The organism is Streptomyces spirodelae (genome assembly GCF_017676385.1).
GTDB lineage: Bacteria > Actinomycetota > Actinomycetes > Streptomycetales > Streptomycetaceae > Streptomyces > Streptomyces spirodelae.
Genome location: NZ_JAFFZN010000018.1, coordinates 94,375 through 115,792 on the forward strand (window position 1 = coordinate 94,375; position 21,418 = coordinate 115,792).

At 71.1% G+C, this 21,418-nt stretch carries 18 protein-coding genes; 4 read left to right on the forward strand and 14 right to left on the reverse strand.

Annotated features, from left to right (window positions below; genetic code table 11):
• Positions 1-7: 7 nt before the first annotated feature.
• Positions 8-106: a KGG domain-containing protein gene (locus tag JW592_RS19840; RefSeq protein WP_209266498.1), complete on the forward strand. Its 99-nt coding sequence runs from the start codon at positions 8-10 to the stop codon at positions 104-106.
• A gap of 225 nt (positions 107-331) precedes the next feature.
• Here the strand turns inward: JW592_RS19840 and JW592_RS19845 are convergent, their stop codons facing one another.
• Positions 332-1,318, reverse strand: a complete 987-nt coding sequence (locus JW592_RS19845) for a phosphatase PAP2 family protein (protein WP_307805471.1) — start codon at positions 1,316-1,318, stop codon at positions 332-334.
• Between the two features lie 473 nt (positions 1,319-1,791).
• Here JW592_RS19845 and JW592_RS19850 point away from each other — a divergent pair, with 473 nt between their 5' ends.
• Positions 1,792-2,277, forward strand: coding sequence for a phosphatase domain-containing protein (locus JW592_RS19850; RefSeq protein WP_209266500.1), 486 nt, complete (start codon positions 1,792-1,794; stop codon positions 2,275-2,277).
• Positions 2,278-2,466: 189 nt separating this feature from the next.
• Here the strand turns inward: JW592_RS19850 and JW592_RS19855 are convergent, their stop codons facing one another.
• From JW592_RS19855 to JW592_RS19905, 11 genes are all read right to left on the reverse strand, one after another.
• Positions 2,467-3,861, reverse strand: a complete 1,395-nt coding sequence (locus JW592_RS19855; protein WP_209266501.1) for a B12-binding domain-containing radical SAM protein — start codon at positions 3,859-3,861, stop codon at positions 2,467-2,469.
• A gap of 56 nt (positions 3,862-3,917) precedes the next feature.
• On the reverse strand, positions 3,918-5,321 hold the full coding sequence (locus tag JW592_RS19860) for an FAD-dependent oxidoreductase (protein WP_209266502.1): 1,404 nt from the start codon (positions 5,319-5,321) through the stop codon (positions 3,918-3,920).
• The gene (locus JW592_RS19865) at positions 5,318-7,315 is read right to left on the reverse strand and encodes a squalene/oxidosqualene cyclase (protein WP_209266503.1); all 1,998 of its coding nucleotides are present in this window, start codon (positions 7,313-7,315) and stop codon (positions 5,318-5,320) included. Before JW592_RS19865 ends, JW592_RS19860 begins: the two co-directional genes overlap by 4 nt.
• Positions 7,312-7,773, reverse strand: a complete 462-nt coding sequence (locus JW592_RS19870; protein ID WP_209266504.1) for a DUF2834 domain-containing protein — start codon at positions 7,771-7,773, stop codon at positions 7,312-7,314. The genes JW592_RS19865 and JW592_RS19870 overlap by 4 nt, the downstream gene beginning before the upstream one ends.
• Positions 7,757-9,313, reverse strand: a complete 1,557-nt coding sequence (locus tag JW592_RS19875; RefSeq protein WP_209266505.1) for a flavin-containing monooxygenase — start codon at positions 9,311-9,313, stop codon at positions 7,757-7,759. The genes JW592_RS19870 and JW592_RS19875 overlap by 17 nt, the downstream gene beginning before the upstream one ends.
• A gap of 20 nt (positions 9,314-9,333) precedes the next feature.
• On the reverse strand, positions 9,334-10,227 hold the full coding sequence (locus tag JW592_RS19880) for a 1,4-dihydroxy-2-naphthoate polyprenyltransferase (protein ID WP_209266506.1): 894 nt from the start codon (positions 10,225-10,227) through the stop codon (positions 9,334-9,336).
• Positions 10,221-10,931 (reverse strand): bifunctional 2-polyprenyl-6-hydroxyphenol methylase/3-demethylubiquinol 3-O-methyltransferase UbiG, encoded by a 711-nt coding sequence (gene ubiG / locus JW592_RS19885; RefSeq protein WP_209266507.1) that lies wholly within the window; start codon positions 10,929-10,931, stop codon positions 10,221-10,223. The genes JW592_RS19880 and ubiG overlap by 7 nt, the downstream gene beginning before the upstream one ends.
• A gap of 28 nt (positions 10,932-10,959) precedes the next feature.
• On the reverse strand, positions 10,960-12,021 hold the full coding sequence (locus JW592_RS19890) for an LLM class flavin-dependent oxidoreductase (RefSeq protein ID WP_209266508.1): 1,062 nt from the start codon (positions 12,019-12,021) through the stop codon (positions 10,960-10,962).
• A gap of 63 nt (positions 12,022-12,084) precedes the next feature.
• On the reverse strand, positions 12,085-13,347 hold the full coding sequence (gene kynU, locus JW592_RS19895) for a kynureninase (RefSeq protein WP_209266509.1): 1,263 nt from the start codon (positions 13,345-13,347) through the stop codon (positions 12,085-12,087).
• Positions 13,344-14,282, reverse strand: coding sequence for an alpha/beta hydrolase (locus JW592_RS19900; RefSeq protein ID WP_209266510.1), 939 nt, complete (start codon positions 14,280-14,282; stop codon positions 13,344-13,346). Before JW592_RS19900 ends, kynU begins: the two co-directional genes overlap by 4 nt.
• A complete protein-coding gene (locus JW592_RS19905) occupies positions 14,279-16,000 on the reverse strand; it encodes a polyprenyl synthetase family protein (RefSeq protein WP_209266511.1) in 1,722 nt (573 codons plus the stop codon). The genes JW592_RS19900 and JW592_RS19905 overlap by 4 nt, the downstream gene beginning before the upstream one ends.
• Positions 16,001-16,344: 344 nt before the next feature.
• On the opposite strand from JW592_RS19905, the gene JW592_RS19910 reads away from it, so the two are divergent.
• The gene (locus JW592_RS19910) at positions 16,345-17,727 is read left to right on the forward strand and encodes a cytochrome P450 (protein ID WP_209266512.1); all 1,383 of its coding nucleotides are present in this window, start codon (positions 16,345-16,347) and stop codon (positions 17,725-17,727) included.
• A gap of 46 nt (positions 17,728-17,773) precedes the next feature.
• Here JW592_RS19910 and JW592_RS19915 read toward each other — a convergent pair whose 3' ends face one another.
• A complete protein-coding gene (locus JW592_RS19915; protein ID WP_209266513.1) occupies positions 17,774-18,220 on the reverse strand; it encodes an STAS domain-containing protein in 447 nt (148 codons plus the stop codon).
• A 154-nt stretch (positions 18,221-18,374) separates the two neighbouring features.
• A complete protein-coding gene (locus tag JW592_RS19920) occupies positions 18,375-19,910 on the reverse strand; it encodes an alanine/glycine:cation symporter family protein (protein WP_209266514.1) in 1,536 nt (511 codons plus the stop codon).
• Positions 19,911-20,446: 536 nt separating this feature from the next.
• Between JW592_RS19920 and JW592_RS19925 the strand changes: the two genes are divergently transcribed.
• Complete coding sequence (locus JW592_RS19925) at positions 20,447-21,355, forward strand: universal stress protein (protein ID WP_209266515.1); 909 nt, start codon at positions 20,447-20,449, stop codon at positions 21,353-21,355.
• Positions 21,356-21,418: the final 63 nt, after the last annotated feature.

A 21,418-nucleotide genomic window follows, 5' to 3' on the forward strand; every position in this document is an offset into this window, starting at 1 on the left:
ATCGGCCATGGCTGAGAACCCGGGCAACTTCGCGAACGACCCGCAGCGGGCTGCCGAGGCCGGTCAGAAGGGCGGCCGGACCAGCGGAGGCGGACAGGGCGGCTGAATCGGCCACCTGTCAGGAGGCGCACACGCCTCCGTCCGCTGATGACCGGTGGGCTGCCCGCCAGAGCGCGGGCAGCCCACCGTCGTGCCGCGGCGCGGACCGGCAGTCCCGGCAGGCTGGGCAGCACCGGGACTGCCGGCCCGCGCAGCCTAGGCGCCGCGCGGCTGCCCGCCAAAGGGGCGCACCGGCGGGGCTTCCACCGGCCTTCGCACGTGTGACGTGTGCTCACCGATGCGGCGGTGGTCGGCGCCGCGGCGGCCGCCGCGCGGACGCGCCGGGCCCCTCGGGCCTCTCCGCCGCTGCCGGCCTCTCGGCAGCGGCTGTCGGCCCCTCCGTCGCTGCCGGCCTCCCGGATGCTGTCGGCCGGGTGGGTGAGGCCGTCGTCCCGGATGCCGACCGGTCGGCCGAGACCAGGGCACGGTGGCGGAGCCGGGTGATCCGGTGCGCGCAGAACCGGCCGGTCCACTGCAGGAGTGCGCACACGGCGAGGACGGCGACGGCCGCGGCCGCGTCGCCCCAGAAGTGGTTGGCCGTCACGACGATCACCACCAGCGTCAGCAGTGGATGCGCGAGCACCAGCCAGCGCACCCGGCGGCGGCTCACCCGGATGACGACCACGGCGACGAGCACCGCCCAGGCCACATGCACGGAAGGCACTGCGGACAGCTCGTCGGCCACCACGCTCCCCGGGCCGCTGTCGTAGACCGACTGCCCGTACCGCTCGGCCGTGTCGGCGAACCCGAGCTCCGTCACCAGCCGCGGCGGCGCCACGGCGACCAGCTGCACCAGCAGCGAGACGACCGTGACCAGCACGGTGTAGGTGCGCACCCGGGCATAGGCCGGGCGGTGCCGCCAGTACAGCCACACCAGCAGCGCTGCCATCGCACCGAAGTGCATCACGGCGTAGTAGTAGTTGGCGGCCTGCACCAGCCATGGGTGCGGCAGTACGGCCTGCTGCCAGTCCACCTCGTCGGGCAGCCGGAGGCGCTGCTCCCAGCGGTAGATCCACTCGGCCCGGTCGACGGCGACGTGCAGATCGCCGGCCGACATCCGCGCCGGGATCTGCCAGATGAGGAAGACCGAGGAGATGATCGCGGCCTCCCGCAGCAGGATCGGTGCCCGGGGCCAGCGCCGGCGCCACAGCGGCAGGCTCAGCGCCAGGAGGACCAGCGGCACTCCGGCGGTCACAAGCCAGGGTCCGGCTGCTCCCACCGACAACGGCTCCCACTCCCTCCTGGCCCGCGGCTTTCCGGCGGCCCGGTGAGTCGCACACCACAGGAACGGGGCACCCACCGTCCCTCATGGTGGCGGTGCCGATGGACAACTCGGATGATTGGTCGGTACCCCGGCGTTCCGCCACTCGCAAACAGGACACCCGAAGAGCGGATACGACGAGTGACTTCTCCGCGCTCATCACCGGGTGCGGAGCGGGTCGGGTACGGCCATACTGAGGCGAGTCGGAGCGGTACCGCCGCCTCGCGAGAGGTGCTCCGGGAGGACACGGGGTCATGACGAACGAACAGCGCAGGGAAGCGTATCTGCGGCAGGCCGGCCGACGGGAGCTGACGCACCGCCAGCGGCGCCGCATGCTGAAGAAAGCCCGCCAGGGCAAGGAGTAGCGGGCCAGGGCGGGCCGCGCCCTCGTCCGTGCGGATCGAAGCAGTCGGGAGAGAAGTGAGGCGACCATGGCTCTGCGGGCGCCGCTGGCGGTCTTCGATCTGGACGGAACGCTGGCCGACGTCCGGCACCGGCTGCCGTTCCTCCAGCAACGCCCACGGGACTGGGACGCCTTCTTCGGCGCCGCTGTGGACGACCCGCCGCTGGCGAAGGGTGTCGCCCTGGCCCTGGAGACGGCCAAGAGGTGCGAACTGGTGTACGTCACCGGGCGGCCCGAGCGCTGCCGGGCGGACACCGTGGCGTGGCTGAGGACCCACGGCCTGCCCACAGGGCGGCTCCTGATGCGCGCCGATGACGACCGGCGTCCCGCCCGCATCACCAAGCTCGAGCTGCTGCAACGGCTGGCCAGTGACCGCGCGGTCGCTCTGGTGGTCGACGACGACGAGCAGGTCAACGCCGCATACGAGGGCGCGGGCTTCCGGGTGGTGCGAGCCGACTGGATGACGGCCCCGGCGGTCCTGGAGGCGGCCCAGGAGCGGGAGGGTCGCACCTGACCCGAGGGCCTCAGGTTGTGCGGGAGCCCGGGCGCGGACACATGCCGGGAGTCTCCGCAGCCGCCCGTCCCGCTCCATACGGAGGCTTCCTTGACGGCTGGGCGAGGCACCGCTGGGCGAAGGGCCGCTGAGCGAAGGGGAGGAAGCGACCTGGCCCAGCGGCGTGTGACGGGCCCGGGCCGCGCGGTCTCAGCGCGGCGCGCCGATGGCCGACCGGCCGCCGAACGCGGTGAGCGTACGTTCCAGCAGCGGCAGCGCCCGCACCACCCGGCGGCTGCGGATCAAGGCGTCCCACGCCGGTTCGAACTTCTTCCAGCCGCCCGCGTATGCCAGGTGGCGCAGCCGTTCGTGGCCGCCCGGCTGGGCCGCCGCACCCCGCCAGATGTTCCCCCAGCGGTAGAAGTCCCGGTACGCGCGCCAGTAGCCGTCCTCCAGCTGCCGGGCTGACATACCGCGCGGGCGGAAGACGACGTGCCGGGTGTCGTACAGGTCCCAGTCCTGGTGGAGGATGCGGTCCTCGGCGGCCAGTTGCCGCCACAGCCCGGTGGAGGGGTAGGGGGTCATGATGTGGAACGTGGCCGTCTCGATGCCCTGCCGCACGGCCCACTCCACGGTGCGGTCGAAGACGTCCGGACCGTCCTGGTCGAGCCCGAAGACGAAGCTGGCGTTGACCATCACTCCCGCGTCGTGCAGCCGGCGGACGGCGGCGGAGTAGTCGCGGCCGATGTTCTGGTCCTTGCGGCGCTCGGCGAGGTTGGCGTCGTTGACGGTCTCGAACCCGACGAAGAGGCTGCGCAGCCCGGCGGCCTGGGCGCGCTCCAGCAGGCCGGGCTCCAGGACGGACTTGACGGTGGCGGCGGCCTGCCACAGCCTGCCCATGCCTGCCATACCGTCGAACAGCGCGGTGGCGAACCGGCGGTTGCCCAGCAGATGGTCGTCGAGGAAGTACAGATGGCGGCCGGGCAGCCGGTCGATCTCGGCCAGCGCGTCGTCGACCGCCTGGGTGTAGAAGGACTTGCCGCCCGCGAAGAAGGCGTCCTTGTAGCAGAAGTCGCAGTGGTGCGGGCAACCGCGCGAGACCACCAGGGAATTCGGCACCAGATACAGCTGCCGCTTGATCAGGTCGCGCCGCACGGGCGGCAGCCCCGCGAGGGTGCGCTGCGGTCCGGAGTCGTACCGGCGCGCGGGCACGCCGTCGCGGAACTCCTTCAAGAAGCGCGGCCAGGCGTCCTCGCCCGGCCCGGTGAAGACGGTGTCGGCGTGCGCGGCGGCCTCCTCGGGCAGCGAGGTGACGTGCAGCCCGCCCATCGCCACATGGGCGCCCCGGGCGCGGAAGTGGTCGGCTATCTCGTACGACCGGCGCGCCGAGGTGATGTACGGCTGAAGCACGAGCAGGTCGGGCGTGGGCATGGCGGCCAGGTCGAGCCGCTCGACGTGCTCGTCGTACAGCTCGACCTCGTCGTCGGTGTCGAGGTATCCGGCCAGGGTGGCGAGGCCGAGGGGCGGGAAGAGCGAGTACTTGATCGGCCGGAACAGCGGGCTGGTCGCCTCGGTCAGGGCGGGCAGAATCATGGTGACGCGCATGCCTCAAGGACAGCCGCGACGGCTTGCCCGGTTCCGGAGGGGCGCGTCCTGCCACGCTATGGACGGCGGGAGGCCAGCAGCTTGACGGCCGCAGCGAGCGGTGCCAGTGCCGTCCGGAGGCCGCGGGCGGCGCGCGGACCGACCGTACCGATCCGCAGGACAGGCACCGGCGGCGCTTCGGGGCGCAGCGCGCGGCGGACCGAATCGGCCGCCGTCAGGCCCGACCGCACCGCGCTCTCCATCCCGGCCACGCCCGGTGGTGCGGCGCAGTAGTCGCCCGCGAGGTGGAGGTTCGGCAGGTCGGTCGAGCTCACCGGCCGGTGCCGTGACGAGTTCGGGCCGGGCGCGAAGAACGGCTCGGTGGAGTGCGGCTGGTAGCAGACGTGCTCGATGTCCTCCCAGGTGAGCGTCGGGAGATAGGACATCAGCTCTTCCACCAGGATCTCGACCGCCGCGGACTCGGACACCTCCGCGAGCAGCGCCACCCGGCCGACCACACAGTTGAGCAGGCTGGTGCGGTGCCCTTCCCACACCTGGCCGACGTCGACGAGGGTGAGGGCGTGCGGCGATCCGACCAGGCGCACGTGCTCGTCAGGCAGCCCCGGCAGGCGCCTGCGCAGGTACAGGTGGAGCGCCCCGAGCGGACGGGAGCGCAGCTCGGCCACCCCGTGCGGGGGCCGCAGAGCTCCGGTGACGTCCGGGCCGAGCCGGGCGACCCCGCAGTGCGGAACCGCCAGCACCACATGCCCGTCGACGTCCTGCTCCGTCATGGCGGCGCCGTCGCGCACCGTCAGAGTGCTGAGCCTGCCGTCGGCCACCCGCGCTGCCAGCAGTTCCGTGCCGGTGCGCACCTCGACGCCGTCGGCCTCCAGCCGCTGCCGGAAGGGGCCGATGAACCACTGCTCCAGATCGCCCTTCGGCATCCGCACCCGGCCGGGGTGGCGGGCGAACGCGGCGATGCTGCCCCGGAATCCGGCCGCCGAGACGGCGTGGCTCTCCGCGGCGCTGGAGGCCACGAAAAGGTGCTCGACATCCGCGATGGCCGCCTCGGTCAGGTACCAGCGGCTGTGCAGGAAGTCGTGGAGGGACTGGTCGCGGTCGTCGTACCGCTGGGCGAGCAGATCGATGACCCCGTAGTAGAACAGCAGCCGGTCGGCGACCGGTGTGACCGCTGAACGGAAGGCGGGGAACTCGCCCGGCAGCAGCTGGTGGAAGGTGTGGCACTCCCGCAAGTTGCCGAGGATGCCCAGCTCATCGACGAGCCGCAGCGTGTTGCGGTACCAGGCGGGGAAGATGTGCACCCCGTGGTCTTCGACCCGGCCGTCGATCATCCGCGCCCCGGCCATTCCGCCCAGCTGCGGCGCGGCGTCCAGCAGCCGCACCGGTATCCCGAGCCTGCGGATGTGCCACGCCGCCGTCATCCCGGCCAGGCCCCCGCCGACCACCGTCACGCCGGTCATCGCTGCTCCGATCCGCGGGCGTGCCCTGACCCGCGGGCGTGCCCCGATCCGCCGACGCTCCCCGGTCCGACGGGATCTTCAGCTCCGCCCGTCCAGGCCCGGTAGGCGGCCAGCGCCATGACCGGATAGATGAGGCGCAGCAGGCTGTCCCGCCAGTAGAGGCCGTCATGGTGCACCACCCAGGTGTGCCATGGCTCGGCCCAGTCGCCGTCGGCCTGCTGGGTACGGACCAGGAAGTCCACCCCGGCACGCACCGGTTCGTCTCCGGCGCGGCCCGCGGCGATGAGGGCGAGCAACGCCCAGGCCGTCTGGGAGGGGGTGCCCGCGCCTCTGCCGATCCACTCCGGGTCGTGCAGCGCGCGGATGTCCTCGCCCCACGAGCCGTCGTCCTGCTGGTGCGCGACGATCCAGGCGCACGCGCGGGCCACGGCAGGGTCGGTGCCCGGAACCCCGCACGCGGTCAGACCGGTGACAGCGGCGCTCGTACCGTGCAGGTGGTAGCAGGCCCACCAGCCAGGCCACGATCCGTCGGGACGCTGGCTGCGGCGCAGCCAGCGCACCCCGCGCCGGGCTGCGGCGCTCCCGCCCTGTCCCTCGGCGCCGAGCGCTTCCAGTACATGCCCTGTCACATCGGCCGACGGCGCCTCCAGAAAGCCGATCCGGGCCAGGATGTCGCGTCCGGGCAGCCGCCAGCGGAGCGGTTCGAACGCGGCCCAGCCTCCGTCGTCACCCTGCTGGGAGACCATCCACCGGCAGGCCCGCGCGCACGCCTCGTCCACGGCCGGGTCGCTGCCGCGCGGATGGAGCCGCCGCAGCCCCGCCACCGCGAACGCGGTGTCGTCGGCGTCCGGGTTGGCGTTGTTGGTGAACTCGTACGGCCAGCCACCCGGGGCCGGGTCCTTGGTCAGCACGGCCCAGTCGCCCAGCTCGGTCACCTGGTTGTCGAGCAGCCACCGCACCGCACGCGCGGCCGCCGCCTTGGTCTCCGCGGCCCCCTCCATGGCGGCAGCGGACACGGCCAGGGCGGTGTCCATCACCACCGAGGTCCACATCTCGACCCGGCGCTGCCCGCCCTTGGTGACCACACAGCCGTCGAGCGCTGCCATCGCCGCCTCGATGACGGGGTGGTCCTGCGGGTAGCCGGCCGCGCGCAGCCCCATGACGACGTTCGCGGTCTGCGGCCAGTTGCCGCCCCAGCCGCCGTCCCGCTCCTGGGTGCGGACGAGCCATTCGGCCGCCTTGCGGACGGCCCTGCGCCGCAGCGGGCCGATCGGATGTCGGGCATACGCATGGCTGAGCGTGGTCGCGGCACGTACGGCGCGGGACCTCGGCAGCCGCCCGCTGCCGGCGCCCGCGCCGGCGAACAGCTCCGCGATGCCGAATCCCGCCGGGGTGACCGGGCGGCGCGCCATGAACAGGCTGTTGGCGACGACGATGCCGCGCGCCGCGGCGCCTATCTGGTAGATGTTGCCGGGGCAGCGGCTCGGCAACAGCACGAGTTCCGGCGGGATGAGCGGAATGTCGCGCCACGGCCACAGCCCGATCAGGGCCAGCCACGCCAGCATGGTCGGGTTGTCGACCGCCTCGATGCCCCCGCCGCGCCGCACGGACTCGGCTGCGGCGCGCATCACCGGCTCATCCGGCCCGTGGCCGGCCAGCCGCAACGCCACGTAGCAGAAGACGGAGAGCAGCAGTTCGTCCGGCCCCTGGTGGTAGGAGGCCCAGCCGCCGGTGGGCGTCTGCTCGGCGAGGATCGTGCGCGCCGCCGCTGCCGTCCTGCCGTCGTCGGGTAACCGCAGGAAGTGGCGGAAGATGACTTCGCCCGCCTCGCCGATCAGACCGGTCTCGAAGTCGCCCTTCCAGTAGCCGGCCGGGTCCTGGCGTTCCCGCAGCGCGGTGCCGGCCAGGGCCAGGGCACTCTCCACGCGCGCGGCTGTCCCGGTCGCTTCCGCTTCGGACCCGGTGGTCGTCGCTGTGCCGGTCTCGGTGGTCATCGCTGTGTTCCTCCCGTTCGGGCCGTCGCCTCGTGGACAGCCGCAGAGGGCGCCGAGGATGTCTCCGCGCCTGGGCCGCTCCCGCTCGCCGGGGTCCGGGCGATCCGCAGCTGGCGGACGAGCATGAAGAGGGGGAAGCTCACACACAGCGCCAGCACCGGGGCCCCGACGATGTACGCCCACGTGTGCCGGATGCCCAGCCGCCGGGCCTCGACGATCATGAATGCCGCCAGTGCGATCCATACGAGCGTCAGATCCGCGTAGATGAAGCGCGACGCCAGGTTGGTCAGCGCCTCGCGGATGAATTCCCGCACCACGCCGAGGAGGCCGTCCTCGCGGTGCCGCACGAGGTAGGTGACGGCCATGGCACCCATCACGAGGCAGCCCGCCACGGAGAACAGCCCGTAGAAGGCACACAGTGCCCTGTCCCGTCCTCGTACGTCACTGAAGCGCGTCATAGTGGCCTCCCTCGCGGTCGCCCCGCGCCCGAGCGGTCGGAGCGGCGGCGGGCCGGGACCTGGCATAGCGGTAGTCGTCGAGGTCGAAGTGCCTGGCGCGCCAGGCTGCCTCGTATGTCGTCGCGGGCCGGACGGCCGGGGCGTCCCCGCGCTGGTCGAAGTAGTAGCTGTTGGTGCCCTGGCAGCCGCTGTCGAGGAAGACCGTGTTCCGCTGGCGGCGCAGCGTCCTGCGGAACGATCTGTCGTGCTTCTCGGGCCGGACGGCCGCTTCCGTCGCACGCCGCCGCCGGGCTTCCTTGATCACCCGCAGAGCGTGGGTGACCTGGTAGTCGATCATCCCGAACCAGGAGCCGCCGGTGAACGAGTACGGCCCGACGATGAACCACAGATTCGGGAACCCCTTGACCGAACTGCCTTCGTAGGTCTGGAACCGTTCGGTGTTCCAGAACTCCTTCAGCTCCCGTCCGCCGGGGCCGTGCATCGGGAAGGGAGGGAGGTTGTCCAGCACATGGAAGCCGGTGGCCAGCACCAGTACGTCGATGGCGCGTTCCGCGCCGTCAGCGGTGCGGATGCCCGCCTGAGTGATCCGCTCGATGGGCTCGGTGACCAGGTGGACGTTCTCCCTGGTGAAGGCGCGCCAGTAGCCCTTGCCGAACGAAGGGCGCTTGCACCCCAGCCGGTAGCCGGGGGTGAGCTTGTCCATCAGCTCCCGGTCCCCGCCGACCTGGCTGCGCAGATACAGCCGGGACAGGGCCTCCCCTGCCCGTACCAGGAAGGGGAACTGACGGTGGTGGATCATGGCGATCACGAAGCTGAGTTCGGTCACGGTGTCCGTGAGCAGCCGGACCGTACGCTGCGTCCACGGGGCAGCCCTGAACAGTCGGCGCACCGCCTCGGGCATCGGGAAGTCCGGCTTGGGGAACAGCCAGATCGGGGTGCGCTGGTAGACATCGAGCCGCGCCACCCGGGACGCGATCCGAGGCACCACCTGCACCGCCGAGGCACCGGTGCCGATCAGCCCGACCCGCCGCCCGGCCAGCTCCAGCGCCGGGTCCCATTCCGCGGTGTGCACAACGCGCCCCGTGAACCGGTCCAGCCCCTCGATCCGGGGGGACCTGGGCTTGGTGAGCCAGCCGGTGGCGCAGATGACGAACCGCGCCGTCAGCGAGGTGCCGTCCCGCAGGCTCACCTGCCACAGATGGTGCGCCGTGTCGTACCGGGCCCGCACCACTTCCGCGTTGAGGCGCAGCCGGGAGCGCAGACCGTACTTGGTCACGCAGTGCTGCGCGTAGGCCCGCAGCTCCGCGCCGGGAGGAAAGGCCCGGGTCCAGAAGGGGAAGGGCTCGAAGGAGAAGGAGTAGGAGAAGGCGGTGATGTCCACGGCGATGCCGGGATATCTGTTGGCGTGCCAGCTCCCGCCGATGTCGTCCTGCGCGTCCAGCACCGCGAAGTCCTCTATGCCGGCCCGGCGCAGACCGATGGCCGCGCCGATCCCGGAGAACCCGGCGCCGATCACCAGCACCTCGTGGTCCGGCTCCACCGGTGTGCTCCCCGGCGCGGTCACAGCGCCAGACCGATCGCCAGCAGGGTCCCGAACGCGAGCAGCAGCACACAGGTGTGTTCCAGCACCGGTATCAGATCACTGCCCCGTGCCCCCGCCAGCACCCGCCGCACCGGGACGACGGCGAACGGGACGGCGGCGAGTACGAGCAGCGCCCAGGGCCGGGCGAAGGCCAGGAGCAGTCCCGTGGCGAAGGCCGTGCAGACTCGGCTGACGAAGATCTGCCGCGTCTGCCGGTCTCCGAGCCGCACCGCGAGAGTGATCTTCCCCGCGGGCGCGTCGGTCGGCAGGTCGCGGAGGTTGTTCGTCATCAGCAGCGCCCCGGCCAGCAGCCCGATGGGCACCGCGGCACCGAGCGCGAGCAGCGGGATGTGGCCGAGCTGGATGAAGGCCGTGGCGCACACGGCGACGATCCCGTGGAAGACGAAGATGCTGACGTCGCCGAGCGCCCAGTAGCCGTAGGGGCGGGAGCCCCCGGTGTAGAACCAGCCGCCGAGCCCGCAGAGCGCCGTGAGGGCGAGCAGCCACCACGAGACCGTCACGGCCAGCCCCACTCCGGTCACGGCCGCGAGCGCGTACAGGGCAGCGCCCATCCGGAAGACCTGCCGCGGTGACGCCTTCCCGGAGCCGACCAGCCGGACGGGCCCCACCCGGTCGTCGTCGGCTCCCCGCACCCCGTCGCTGTAGTCGTTGAAGAAGTTGGTGCCTAGCACGAAACCGAGCGCGAACAGCAGCGTCAGTACGGCACGCCACCCTTCGAGCGGACCCAGCGAGTGGGCGATGCCCAACCCCACCGCGATCGGCGCCAGGGTCACGGGCAGGGTCTTCAGCCGGGCACCGACCAGCCAGTTGCGTACCGTCCTGGGCAGCGGACGCTGGTCTGCCGTCAGCATTTCTTTCCCACTCCCAGGTAGAGAACGGCGGTGGACTTGATGGGGATCATGCGGACCTCCTCGTGGCGTCGGGCCAGGTAGCCGATCCCGTCGCGGAGACTGGGGCGCAGACCGAGCAGGTCGAGCCGGACGCCGTGCGAGCGTGCGACCCGCACCAGGCGTTCCCGGTTGACGAAGAGACGGTGATCGTGGGTGCCGCGCGGCGGACGGCCCGGAAGTGGGACGTTCTCGGCGAGCGTGATCGCGGCCAGCCTGGCCCGCGCGGTGTCGGCGATGGTGTCGACGATCAGGGTGCCCGATGGGCGCAGCACCCGGCACAGCTCCGCCACCACCGCGTAAGGGTCGGGCACATGCTCCAGGCACTGCCCCGCTGTGACGACGTCGAAGGACTCGTCCGCGAAGGGGAGCCTGCCGATGTCGGCCCGGACGACCGCGTCGAATCCGTGCTGCCTGGCCTCGGCCAGTGCCGTCGCGGAGAGGTCGACGCCGTGGACGCGGTACCCCTTGCCGGTCAGTTGCGGACCGAACAGGCCGCCGCCGCAGGCGACATCGAGCAGCCGGTCCCGGCCGCTGCCGGCCTCGGGGACGAAACCGGCACGCGCCCTGGCGATCCAGCCCAGCGGGGCGAGCGGTCCCCGGGGGTCCCACCATTGACCGGCGAGCAGGTCGTAGTCGGTGATGAGGTTCTTTCGGAGTGCAGACACGGCTGACCACCGTCCGGAAGGGTGCGGGCTAGGCCCGCTGGAGTGCCGGCACGACCTGTGCCGCGAACAGTTCGAGGGAGGCGCGTGCGAGCCGGGGGTCGATGTCCGAGAAGTAGAACTGGATGCTGGCCTTCTCGAAGCCGCCGCAGGCTCCGTGGTAGTCCAGCAGCATCCGGGTGATCTCCTCGGGGGAGCCGACGAGCGCTGAGCCGCGTTCCAGGAGCCGGTCGAAGTCGTCCTGGCGCAGCTTCTCGATCATCCTCCGGTACCCGGGGTAGTCGGCGCTGTCGGCCCCCGAGGTCCACTCACCGGCGCCTTCCGCCAGCGTCCTCAGATACCGGTTGACCGGTTCGCGCCCGGTGCGCCGGGCGGTTTCACCGTCGGGCATGCACAACATATGGAAGGCGAGCATCACTTGGCCTTCGCCGGGGTGCCCCGCCTGCTTCCACGCCTTGCGGTAGACGTCCAGGTTCGTGCGGAGCGAATCGGGCACCACCGGCTGCGCCATGATGCCGTAACCCAGCTCGCCGGCCTTCTGGAAGCTCTCCTGCGTGGACAGCGCGGCGATCCAGAACGGGGGGTGCGGGCGCTGCGTCGGCCGGGGGAGGGAGGTGGTGGGCGGGAAGCTGTGGAAGGTGCCGTGGTGTTCCACCTCCTCCTCGGCCAGTAGCCTGCCGATGACCCGCACGCCCTCGTCGAAGCGGTCCCGGCTCTCGTTCATGTCGACGCCGAACCGCTGGAACTCGTGCGGGAGAAAGGCCCGCGCGAAGCCGATCTCGGCGCGCCCCTGCGAGAGCGCGTCGAGCATCCCTATCTCACCGGCCAGCTTCAGCGGATGGTTGAAGGCGGGCAGCACGGCACCCGTGATCAGTCTGAGTCTGCGGCTCCGCTGGGCGGCGGCCGCGAGGAAGACCAGGGGGTTGGGGGAGTAGCCGCCGTACCGCCGGAAGTAGTGCTCGACGATGCGTACGTGGTCGAATCCGAGCCGGTCACCGAGTTCGACGAAGTCGAGGCAGTGCGCGAAGTACTCGGCGGCTTTCCTGTCGCGTTCGTCGACGTCGGGGAAGAAGGCCAGGCCAACATCGATCATGTCGCCCTCCGGGAGGGGTGGGAGTTCGTCGGTAGGAGGCACAAGGTCATGCGCGAGGTCATGTCAGGTAACCCGGGTCGCGGCGAGGGGCAGCCGCTCGTAGCGGCCGCTGCGGACGAAGTCGCGCAGGATCGCCAGGCCGTCCCAGACGTCGGTGAACCGGGTGTAGAGCGGAGCCGGTCCCAGGCGCAGCCGGTCCGGGGCGCGGAAGTCGCAGATCACCTTCTCCTCCCGCCGGAGGCCCTGGCAGATGCGCGACGCCTCGGGATGGGCCAGCGCGATGTGCGCGCCACGCCGCGCCGCCTCGGGGGGTGAGGCGAGCCGGAAGCCGAGCGGCGCCAGCCAGTCGGCGGCCAACTCGACGGCCAGTTCACCGAGACGCACCGACTTCTCGCGCACCAGGCCGACCGGCACCCGCTCGACAACGTCCAGCGCAGGCTCGACGGCGGCCAGCGAGAGCACCGGGGGCGTGCCCACCAGAAAGCGGTCGATGCCGTCCACGGGGTCGTACGCCTCCGCCATCCGGAACTGGTCCCGCTGCCCGTACCAGCCCCAGAGCGGCTGCCGGAGCCGCTGTTGGAGTTCGTCCCTCACATAGAGGAACGCCGGCGATCCGGGGCCGCCGTTGAGGTATTTGTACGTCGACCCCACGGCGAGGTCGGCGCCGTCCGCGCCGAGCCGTAGCGGGATCACCCCGGCAGCGTGGCTGAGGTCCCACAGGACGAGCGCACCGGCCCGTGCGGCGGCCTCGTTGACAGCGGCCATGTCCAACAGCGCGCCTGAGCGGTACGAGACATGGGAGAGCACCACCAGGGCGACGTCCTGACCGAGCGCCCGGCGCAGCACGTGCAGGTCGAGCCCGTGGTCGGGATCGGAGGGCAGTGCCTCCAGCCTCAGGTCCCGCTGGTGCGCCAGTCCCTGGAGGATGTAGCGGTTGGTGGGGAAGTCGTCGGCGTCCGCCAGCACCGTCCGGCGCCCCGGCCTCGAGTCCAGCGCGGCGACCGCCAGCTTGTACAGGTTCACCGAGGTGGAGTCGCAGACCACCACCTCGCCGGGAGCGGCGCCCAGCGTATGGGCCGCGAGCCGGTCGCCCAGGCGGCCGCTCCAGTCGATCCACTCCTCCCACGACCGCACCAGCCCGGTGCCCCAGCCGTCGACCAGCAGCCGCTCCAGGAAGCCCGCCGTGCCGCTCGGCAGCCGGCCGAGGGAGTTGCCGTCCAGGTAGAGCGTCTCCGGCTCTGCGCAGACGAACGCGTTCCGCAGCTCGCTCAGCGGGTCTGCGGCATCGAGTTCCTCGGCGGCAGCGCGCCCGGTCCCGTGCTTCATGGGGGGCAGGGAGCGTGCGGCGGGCGGGCTGAGGACCGGTCGGGCACACACGATTCCTCCTCGGTGCGAGCGGTGTGGGAAACCTGGGGGCTGACGGAGTCGAAGGCGCGGATCTGCGCCAGTACGGCCCTGCCGAGTGCGGTGTGCGACCTCCCCAGGTCGTAGGGGAGGTCGAAGTGGTTGCGCCCCGGGCACACCACTTCGGTGACTGCCGTACGCCGCGCCAGCAGCGCTGTCATGGCCTCGTGCTGGCGGATGAACGCGGTGGTCTCGCGCCCGCCGCGCGCGATGACGACCGGGGGCAGGCGGGCCGGCAGGTGGTGGACGGGGCTGTTGCGCAGCGCAGCTTCCGGGTCCAGCCCGAGCGCGTCGTTCACATAGGTGTGCCGCACGGGCTCCAGGTCGTAGACACCGCTCAGCAGCGCGGCGCCCGCGATCCGCCGCGCCGTGTCCCGGGTGAGTGCCATAGCGGCGAGGTGGGCGCCCGCCGAGCTTCCGGCGAGGTGGATTCTCCGGCGGTCGACCCCGAAGCGCGCCGCGTTGTCGTGAAGCCACACCACGGCCTCACACACCATGGTGACGATCTCGTCGAGGGAACAGGCGGGTGCCAGCCCGTAGCCGAGCGCCGCGAACGCGGTCCTCGAGGACACGAGGTCCGGGGCGGGGAAAGCGGAGTGCTCTTTGCAGAGTTCCTGCCAGTAGCCGCCATGCACATAGACCACCAGGGGCGATCCCCCGCCCGGGACGGGGAACAGGTCGAGCCGCGCTTGCGGGTGCGAGCCGTAGGCAAGATCGGTGAGGGGCCGGTGCGCCGTGTGGGCGGCCGCACTGAGATCGGCGTATTCCCGCAAATAGAACCGCAGGCTGGGGATGAGGGAACTGGGGGAGTATTCCCGGTCGAGTTCCGTCTGCCCGGAGGTGCCGACGGCGTTCATGTGCCGGTCCCGTACTCGGCGCGTGCCCGCCGGAACGCCTCGGTGAAAAGTGGGTCCAAGGCTTCGCGTCCGGGCTTGTAGTGGTGTCCGAAGCGCCGGTGGTACTCATGGAACCACTCTTTGCTGTCCTTGAGGAACAGAATGTCGTGCAGAGCCATGCGCCGAATCGCCACCAGCGGCACCGGTGAACGGTTGACGGGGAATTCCGGATTTCTCGCCGACGGCTCCTCGCACTGCGGGTGCAGTTGGCCGACCATCATTCCCCGGCGCACCGCGAGCGACTTGACCGTGCGGTGTGCCTCGTCGAGCAGCCGGCAGTCCGGCTCCGGCAGATCGGGCAGGCAGACCACCAGGCTGCGCAGCGCCAGGTTCGAGCCCTGCCACTCGATCAGGTCGAACTCGTCGAGCGCCTGGTGGATGATTCCGGTGACGCCCGCGACGCTGGGCTCCGTACCGACGCTGCGTACCCGGATCTCCAGTGCACCGGCCCGCAGCGACGGAGCCACGAACGGACAGACGGGTCCCTTGCGCCCGATCCGCTGGTCCGGCTCGCAGATGTAGCTGTCCAGCCAGTCGCGGATCAGCGCCTGTGCCGCCGTATGTTCTCCAGCGGGCTGCGCCGCGACGGCCGGACCGGCGCCCACCGTCTCGGCCGGCGACCGGAGGTCGGGGTGCTGGGAGACGAGCCTGCCCACCAGCTCGTGCAGGCAGCGCCGGACCGCCGGGGCCCGCCGTGCGAACGACGGCTGGGACTCCACGGCGGCCAGCGCGTCCGCCACATGGCGCTGCGCGGTCCGGGCCGCCCGGCCGACGGCGCCGCACTCGTGGAGGACGGAGAGGACCTCCTGGCACTGCTCCGGGGAGAGTGTTTGCTCGCGCAGGAGCGGCAGCAGCCGGTCAGGGCTCTCCTCGACGGCGTAGATCACCGGGAGCGTGTAGACGCCGTTGAACAGGTCCTTGGCCACCTGCTTTCCGGTCTGCGCACCGCACAGATCGAGGATGTCGTCCCAGATCTGGAAGGCCATACCGAGGTGGTGGCCGAAACGTTCCAGCGCGTCCCTGGCCACTTCGTCCGCTCCGCACTGCAGCGCACCCATCAGGGTCGCCGTCCGCATCAGGCGCGCGGTCTTTCCCGAGATCGCGGTGAGGTAGTCGTCCTCGGTGCGCAGCGGGTCGAAGAGCTGGCTCGATTCGAGCATTTGCCCAGCGCACACATCGACCAGTGTCTCGGCCATGGTCCGTACCCGGGAAACTCCGAGTGAGGCGGCGATCTGCATACAGCGGGCCAGCAGGAAATCCCCGGCGAGCAGCGCGAGAGTGGCGCCGTGCCGCGCGTTGACGGTGGGCTGTCCGCGCCTCACCTGCGCGTCGTCGATCACATCGTCGTGGTAAAGAGTGGCCGTGTGCAGGATTTCCACGACGGCAGCCGCATCGATGAGGCGCTGATGTGTGGCCTCATCCAGGTCGTCCTGGAGCAGGTAGGAGGAGAGCAGTACGAGAGTGGGCCGCAGAAGACGGCCCGTGTGTTCCACGCCATGCGTGATCGGGGCCTGAATACGGTGATGCGGTGGCGCCACGAGCACGCCGAGCCGTTTTCTGACCCGCTCCAGGTCGGCGCGCAGTTGTTCCGGTATCCGAGTGGGCCCGCCGTCGAGCGGGGATTTTCCCTGCACGGCGGCGAGTTCGGTCTTCAACGGGAGGGTCGGAGTGCGTTTCATCGATACGTCCTTCGGCAGCGGCACCCTTGGCATGGAAGCCGAATCGCACGCTAAGAGCCCGCGCCCGGATGCGTATCGATAAATTCTCGAAGAATCGGGAAGTGGCCGGTCCGCTTCAACGGCCCCGCTTCAGCGGCCCCCTTCAACCGGTCCGCTTCAGCCGATCGGCCGGAATCACCGGAAGGCGTGGCGAAAAGCGAGCGCCGGGATCGGATCCTCCACCCCGCCTCGATCCTGAGAGTGCGTCATGGCTGCCACGGCCGCCACGGTGGAGGGGCACCGCACCGCAACCGTCAGCTCCTCGGCGTGGCCTTCCACAGCGACAACACGTAGGGGATGGTGACATGGAGAGCGGTTCGGCAGTGGCGCAGGCACCTGGTGCGCTCCCCGTCCTGGGGCATCTGGCAGCGTTCTTACGGGCCCCGCTGCCCTTTCTGCGCGGACTGCCCTCGCACGGTCCGCTGGTGGAGATCCGGCTCGCAGGCAAACCCGTCCTCGTGGTGTGCGACCCGGAACTGACCCGTACCGTCCTGGTGCACGACCGGGTCTTCGACAAGGGCGGACCGCTCTTCGAGCGGCTGCGCGAAGCAGGTGGCCAGGGCCTGGCCACCTGCCCCAGCGGGGAGCACCGGCGGCTGCGGCGGCTGATCCAGCCGGCCTTTCACCACAGCCGGTTCCCCGGCTACGCCCGCATCATGACCCAGCGGATCGACACAGCGCTCGCGGGCTGGCACGACGGCCAGACCCTCGACCTGGCGGTGGAGGCCCGTCGGCTCACCGCCGACATCGTCGTCTCCACCGTCTTCGGCACCGGCCTGGACCCCACCGTGCACACCCGGCTGGCCACCGACTTCGACACCCTGCTGGCGGGCTTCACCCGGCACAGTCTGCTGCCCGGACCGCTGCGCAAGGTGCCCACGCCGGGCAACGTCCGCTACGAGCGCGCCACCCGCCGGGTGCGCCGCGAGATGAGCTACCTCACCGCCGAGTACCGCGCCCACGGCACCACCGGGGAGGCGAATCTGCTCTCGCTGCTCATCGCGGCCCGCGACCCGGCAAGCGACACTCCGGCCCTGACGGACGACGAACTGGTGGACCAGGCCGTGACGATGTACTCCGCGGGGACGGAGACGACGGCGGGGGCGCTGTGCTGGGCGCTGTACCTGGCAGCGCTGCATCCCCCCGTCCAGGAGCGGCTGACGGCCGAGGTCGGCACGGTGCTCGGCGGACGGACCGCGGGCTGGGACGACCTGCCCCGCCTCGCCTACACCCGGCAGGTGTTCAACGAAGCCCTCCGCATGTACCCGCCGGGCTGGTTCCTGACCCGGCAGACCGAGAAGGACACCCACCTGGGTCCGTACCCCATCCGGCAGGGCACCACCCTTGCCTACAGCCCCTATCTCATCAGCCATCTTCCGGGCCTCTACCCCGACCCGGAACGCTTCGCCCCGGACCGCTGGGAAGCCGCCGGCCGGGAACCAGACGTCCCCTCCACCGTGTTCGGCGGCGGCGCGCGCAAGTGCATCGGGGACGAGTTCGCCCTGGTGGAAGGCGTTCTGCTGCTGGCCTCCGTGCTCAGCCACTGGGAGATCGAGCTCCATCCCGGCAGCCTCGGCCTCCCCAGGCTGCCGCAGCTCACCCTCAACCCCGGCCGGATGACGGCCACCTTGGCCACTCGCCGTCACCACCCCCGTCCCACAACGGCTCCCCACGGGACAGCCCGGTGACCGACAGCCGACGGCCGGTGGCCGGTCCGGCCCACCCGGGCCCGGGTCAGCCCACCGTGCCGGAGAGAACGCTTCGCACGGGCCCGGCACCGGAAGCGGCCGGCGCGGCATCGGAAGCGGCCGGCGCGGAGTCGGCGGCCGGCACCGGGATCTCGGGCAGCCGGTCATGCACCTCGAACACGCCGGTGAGGCGGGCGTGTTGGATGATACGGCGGAAACGCCTGCTCTCGGTGATGAGCCGCAGCCTGCCGTGCCGCTCCACGGCACGGTTCCTCGCCCTGCACAGCAGGCGCAGCCCGCTGCAGTCCAGGAAGGTCACCGGCCGCAGGTCCAGCACGAGGTCGGGGCGCGGCCCCGCGGTCAGCGCGTCGAGGAGTGCTATCAGAGGCGGCGCCGTACGGAGGTCGATCTCGCCGCTCAGTTCCACGACGGTCACGCCTCCGTCGCCGCGTTCCGTGCAGCGGGGCGCGAACTCGATGGGGTTCTCGGACATGTACCGAGGAAAGCCGGGCATCAGGTGGCGCGGTAGGGCCGGTCGGTCCCGCGCTGATGTTCTGGTAGGCACTCCGTCGAGCACGAGAGAGGGGTTCGCGTACGCCGGTGCTCCGGCGTACGCGAACCCCTCAGGGAGCGGAACGCTGTGGCGGTCAGGTGGTCGGCTGCACCGGCTCCGCGTCCTTCTCCTCCGCGTCCGGCAAGCCGGCCTTGCGGGCGCGGACGAACTCCAGGAAGGAGTTCAGCTCCCGCTTGACCACCGGCGCCAGCAGGTAGAGGCCGATGATGTTGATGACGGCCAGCGAGAAGAGCACGGCGTCGGCCAGGTCGATCAGCGTCTGCAGGGTGAGCAGGGCGCCCGCGATGGCGAACACCGTGTAGACCACCTTGAAGGAGAGCTCGCTGACCTTGCTGCGGCCGAACAGGTAGGTCCACGCCTTGAGGCAGTAGTAGCCCCAGGTCAGCACCGTCGAGATGGCGAACAGCAGCACCGCGAGGGTGAGCACGTACGGGAACCAGGGCAGTACGGTCTCGAAGGCGTCGGAGGTGATGGTGACACCGCCGATGGACTCGTCCGTGCGCGCCTTGGTCCAGCTCTCCGGGCTGGCGATCACGATGGTCAGGGCCGTCATGGTGCAGACGACCACGGTGTCGATGAACGGCTCCAGCAGGGCGACCAGGCCCTCACTCGCGGGGTGCTTGGTCTTCACGGCGGAGTGGGCGATCGGGGCCGAGCCCAGTCCCGCCTCGTTGGAGAAGGCGGCTCGCTTGAAGCCGATGATCAGCGCGCCGAGGATACCGCCGGCGACACCCTCAGGGGCGAAGGCCCCCTCGAAGATCGAGGCGATCGCGTCGGGGACCTGCGTGATGTTGACCAGGATGACGATCAGGCACGCCACGATGTACATGGCGGCCATGGACGGAACCAGCCGGCTGGTGACGGTGGCGATGGAGCGGATGCCGCCGAGCAGCACGATGCCGACGACCGCCGCGATCGCGAGGCCGAAGAACAGGGCGCCTGCCGAGGAGCCGAGGGCGCCGTCCTCGCCGCCCGCGACGGAGACGAGCTGGGCGTAGCTCTGGTTGACCTGGAACAGGTTGCCGCCGAAGAGCCCGAAGAAGAGCACCATGGCGGAGGCCAGGACCGCCAGCACCCGGCCGAGGATCTTGCCGTTGCGCCCGAAGCGGTCGGCGAGTCCCTTGGGCAGGTAGTGCATCGGGCCACCGGAGACGGTGCCGTCGGGGTGCACCTCGCGGTACTTCACACCGAGGGTGACCTCGACGAACTTGGTGGCCATGCCCAGCAGGCCGCAGAGGATCATCCAGAACGTGGCGCCGGGGCCGCCGATGGAGACGGCGACGGCGACACCCGCGATGTTGCCGAGGCCGACGGTGCCGGAGACCGCGGCGGTCAGGGCCTGGAAGTGGTTGACCTCACCGGCCGACCCCTTCTCGTCGTATTTGCCTCGGACCACGTCCACCGCAAGCCGGAACTTGCGTATCTGCACCAACCCGAACCAGGCGGAGAAGACGAGGCCCGCCACGACGAGCCAGGTGACGATGAGGGGCAGTTCCGTTCCACCGATCGGAACGGAGTAGAAGACGATTTCTCCCATCTTGGTGGCGATGGGTTCGACGAAATCGCTGATTCCCTTGTCGACAGAGTTGGTTATGGAGTCGAGTGACAATGTGGTTACCACCTGTGGGGCGGGTCGGCGCATGGGAGTGTGCGCCGCAGGGAGCGGACATGGTGCAGAACGCCGTCGTCCGTCGGCGAGAGAGGGAAGCGGTCCGCGGACTCGAACCACGATCGCCCTGGTAGTGATGTCGGTACCGGTCCTCCGCAGTGCCGGCGAGGGGTGGTGCCGGATGAGGAGTTGCGTTGTTCTAGCACGTCCGTGCGGTTTCGTGGGTGATGTAAATCACATGACGGCGAGTAGTTGAGCAAAGTGCCAGCACGCGTGATGTGACCGTTATCCGGACAGCCTCCTGCCGTTAACGGGACGGCACACTTTCGTCGCAGGAACCGTCCCGATTCGGGATGCTCGGCTCCGCGCGGCCGCGCCGCCGCCCCGCCTCGCGCTCGCGCCCGACCCCGGGACCGGCCGGGCCCGCCACAGGGCGCACGGGGGCCGTCCGGAGCCGTGGCAGGGACCTGCAGCCCCTGCCACGGGGCCGCCTGCGCGGCGAATCTGGAAGCGACCCCGAACGAGAGGTGGACACCATGTCCCGCAACGTGACCGTGGGCCTCGACGGCTCAGCCGAGAGCCGCGCCGCCGCCGAATGGGCCGCCCGCGAGGCCGAGCTGCGCGCTCTCCCGCTGCGGCTCCTCCATGTCCGCGAGCCCTCCTCCGCCTCCCTCACGCAGTCCCGGCTCCCGGCCGGCGCACCGAGGTGGCAGGACTGGACGGCGCGGATGCCCCAGGAGGCGGCAGAAGGCATCCAGCTGCGCCACTCCCGGGTCGAGGTGACCGCTGAGCAGGTCGAGGGCGCTCCCGTCGAGGTCCTGACGTCCGCGGCCAAGGACGCCGAACTGCTGGTCCTCGGCTCCCGGGGACTCGGCGCCGCGCGCGGCTTCCTGGTCGGTTCCGTGGGGCTGGCCGTCGCCGCACGCGTCGAGAGGCCCGTCGTCTTCGTACGGGCCTGCGAACTGGCCGCCGACGAGCACGCCATGGACCCCGCAGGCATCCCGTCGGCCGCGACCGCGTTCCGCCCGGTCGTCCTCGGCCTCGACGCCGACAGCCCCAACGACGCCGTGCTCGCCTTCGCGTTCGAGGAGGCCGCCCGCCGCAGCACGGCGCTGCGGGCCGTGCACGGCTGGAACCTGCCGCCGTACTACGTCTACGGCCTCTCGGCGGCGCTCGGGCTGCCCGAAGAGCTCGCGGTGCACAAGGCGGCAGAGGTCACCGAGGCGCTGCGCCCCTGGTGCCAGAAGTACCCCGATGTGCGGGTGGTCGAGGAGTCCCGGGTCGGCAGCCCCGCCCAGCACCTGATCGAGGCGTCCCGCGACAGCTCGCTGATCGTCCTGGGCCGCCGTACCCGCAACAGCCGTATCGGCGCGCGCATCGGCTCGGTCACGCACGCCGTCCTGCACCACGCCGCCGTCCCCGTCACCGTCGTCCCGCACGGCTGACGGCTCCGCCTCCGACGATCCGGCCGCTACAGGGGACCTGATCGACGCCGGCTCCGGGCACGG

Coding starts and splice junctions, on each gene's coding strand:
- JW592_RS19840 (WP_209266498.1), top strand. CDS start 8: ATGGCTGAGAACCCGGGCAACTTCGCGAACGACCCGCAGCGGGCTGCC.
- JW592_RS19850 (WP_209266500.1), top strand. CDS start 1,792: ATGGCTCTGCGGGCGCCGCTGGCGGTCTTCGATCTGGACGGAACGCTG.
- JW592_RS19855 (WP_209266501.1), bottom strand. CDS start 3,861: ATGCGCGTCACCATGATTCTGCCCGCCCTGACCGAGGCGACCAGCCCG.
- JW592_RS19860 (WP_209266502.1), bottom strand. CDS start 5,321: ATGACCGGCGTGACGGTGGTCGGCGGGGGCCTGGCCGGGATGACGGCG.
- JW592_RS19865 (WP_209266503.1), bottom strand. CDS start 7,315: ATGACCACCGAGACCGGCACAGCGACGACCACCGGGTCCGAAGCGGAA.
- JW592_RS19870 (WP_209266504.1), bottom strand. CDS start 7,773: ATGACGCGCTTCAGTGACGTACGAGGACGGGACAGGGCACTGTGTGCC.
- JW592_RS19880 (WP_209266506.1), bottom strand. CDS start 10,227: ATGCTGACGGCAGACCAGCGTCCGCTGCCCAGGACGGTACGCAACTGG.
- JW592_RS19890 (WP_209266508.1), bottom strand. CDS start 12,021: ATGATCGATGTTGGCCTGGCCTTCTTCCCCGACGTCGACGAACGCGAC.
- kynU (WP_209266509.1), bottom strand. CDS start 13,347: ATGAAGCACGGGACCGGGCGCGCTGCCGCCGAGGAACTCGATGCCGCA.
- JW592_RS19900 (WP_209266510.1), bottom strand. CDS start 14,282: ATGAACGCCGTCGGCACCTCCGGGCAGACGGAACTCGACCGGGAATAC.
- JW592_RS19905 (WP_209266511.1), bottom strand. CDS start 16,000: ATGAAACGCACTCCGACCCTCCCGTTGAAGACCGAACTCGCCGCCGTG.
- JW592_RS19910 (WP_209266512.1), top strand. CDS start 16,345: ATGGAGAGCGGTTCGGCAGTGGCGCAGGCACCTGGTGCGCTCCCCGTC.
- JW592_RS19915 (WP_209266513.1), bottom strand. CDS start 18,220: ATGTCCGAGAACCCCATCGAGTTCGCGCCCCGCTGCACGGAACGCGGC.
- JW592_RS19925 (WP_209266515.1), top strand. CDS start 20,447: ATGTCCCGCAACGTGACCGTGGGCCTCGACGGCTCAGCCGAGAGCCGC.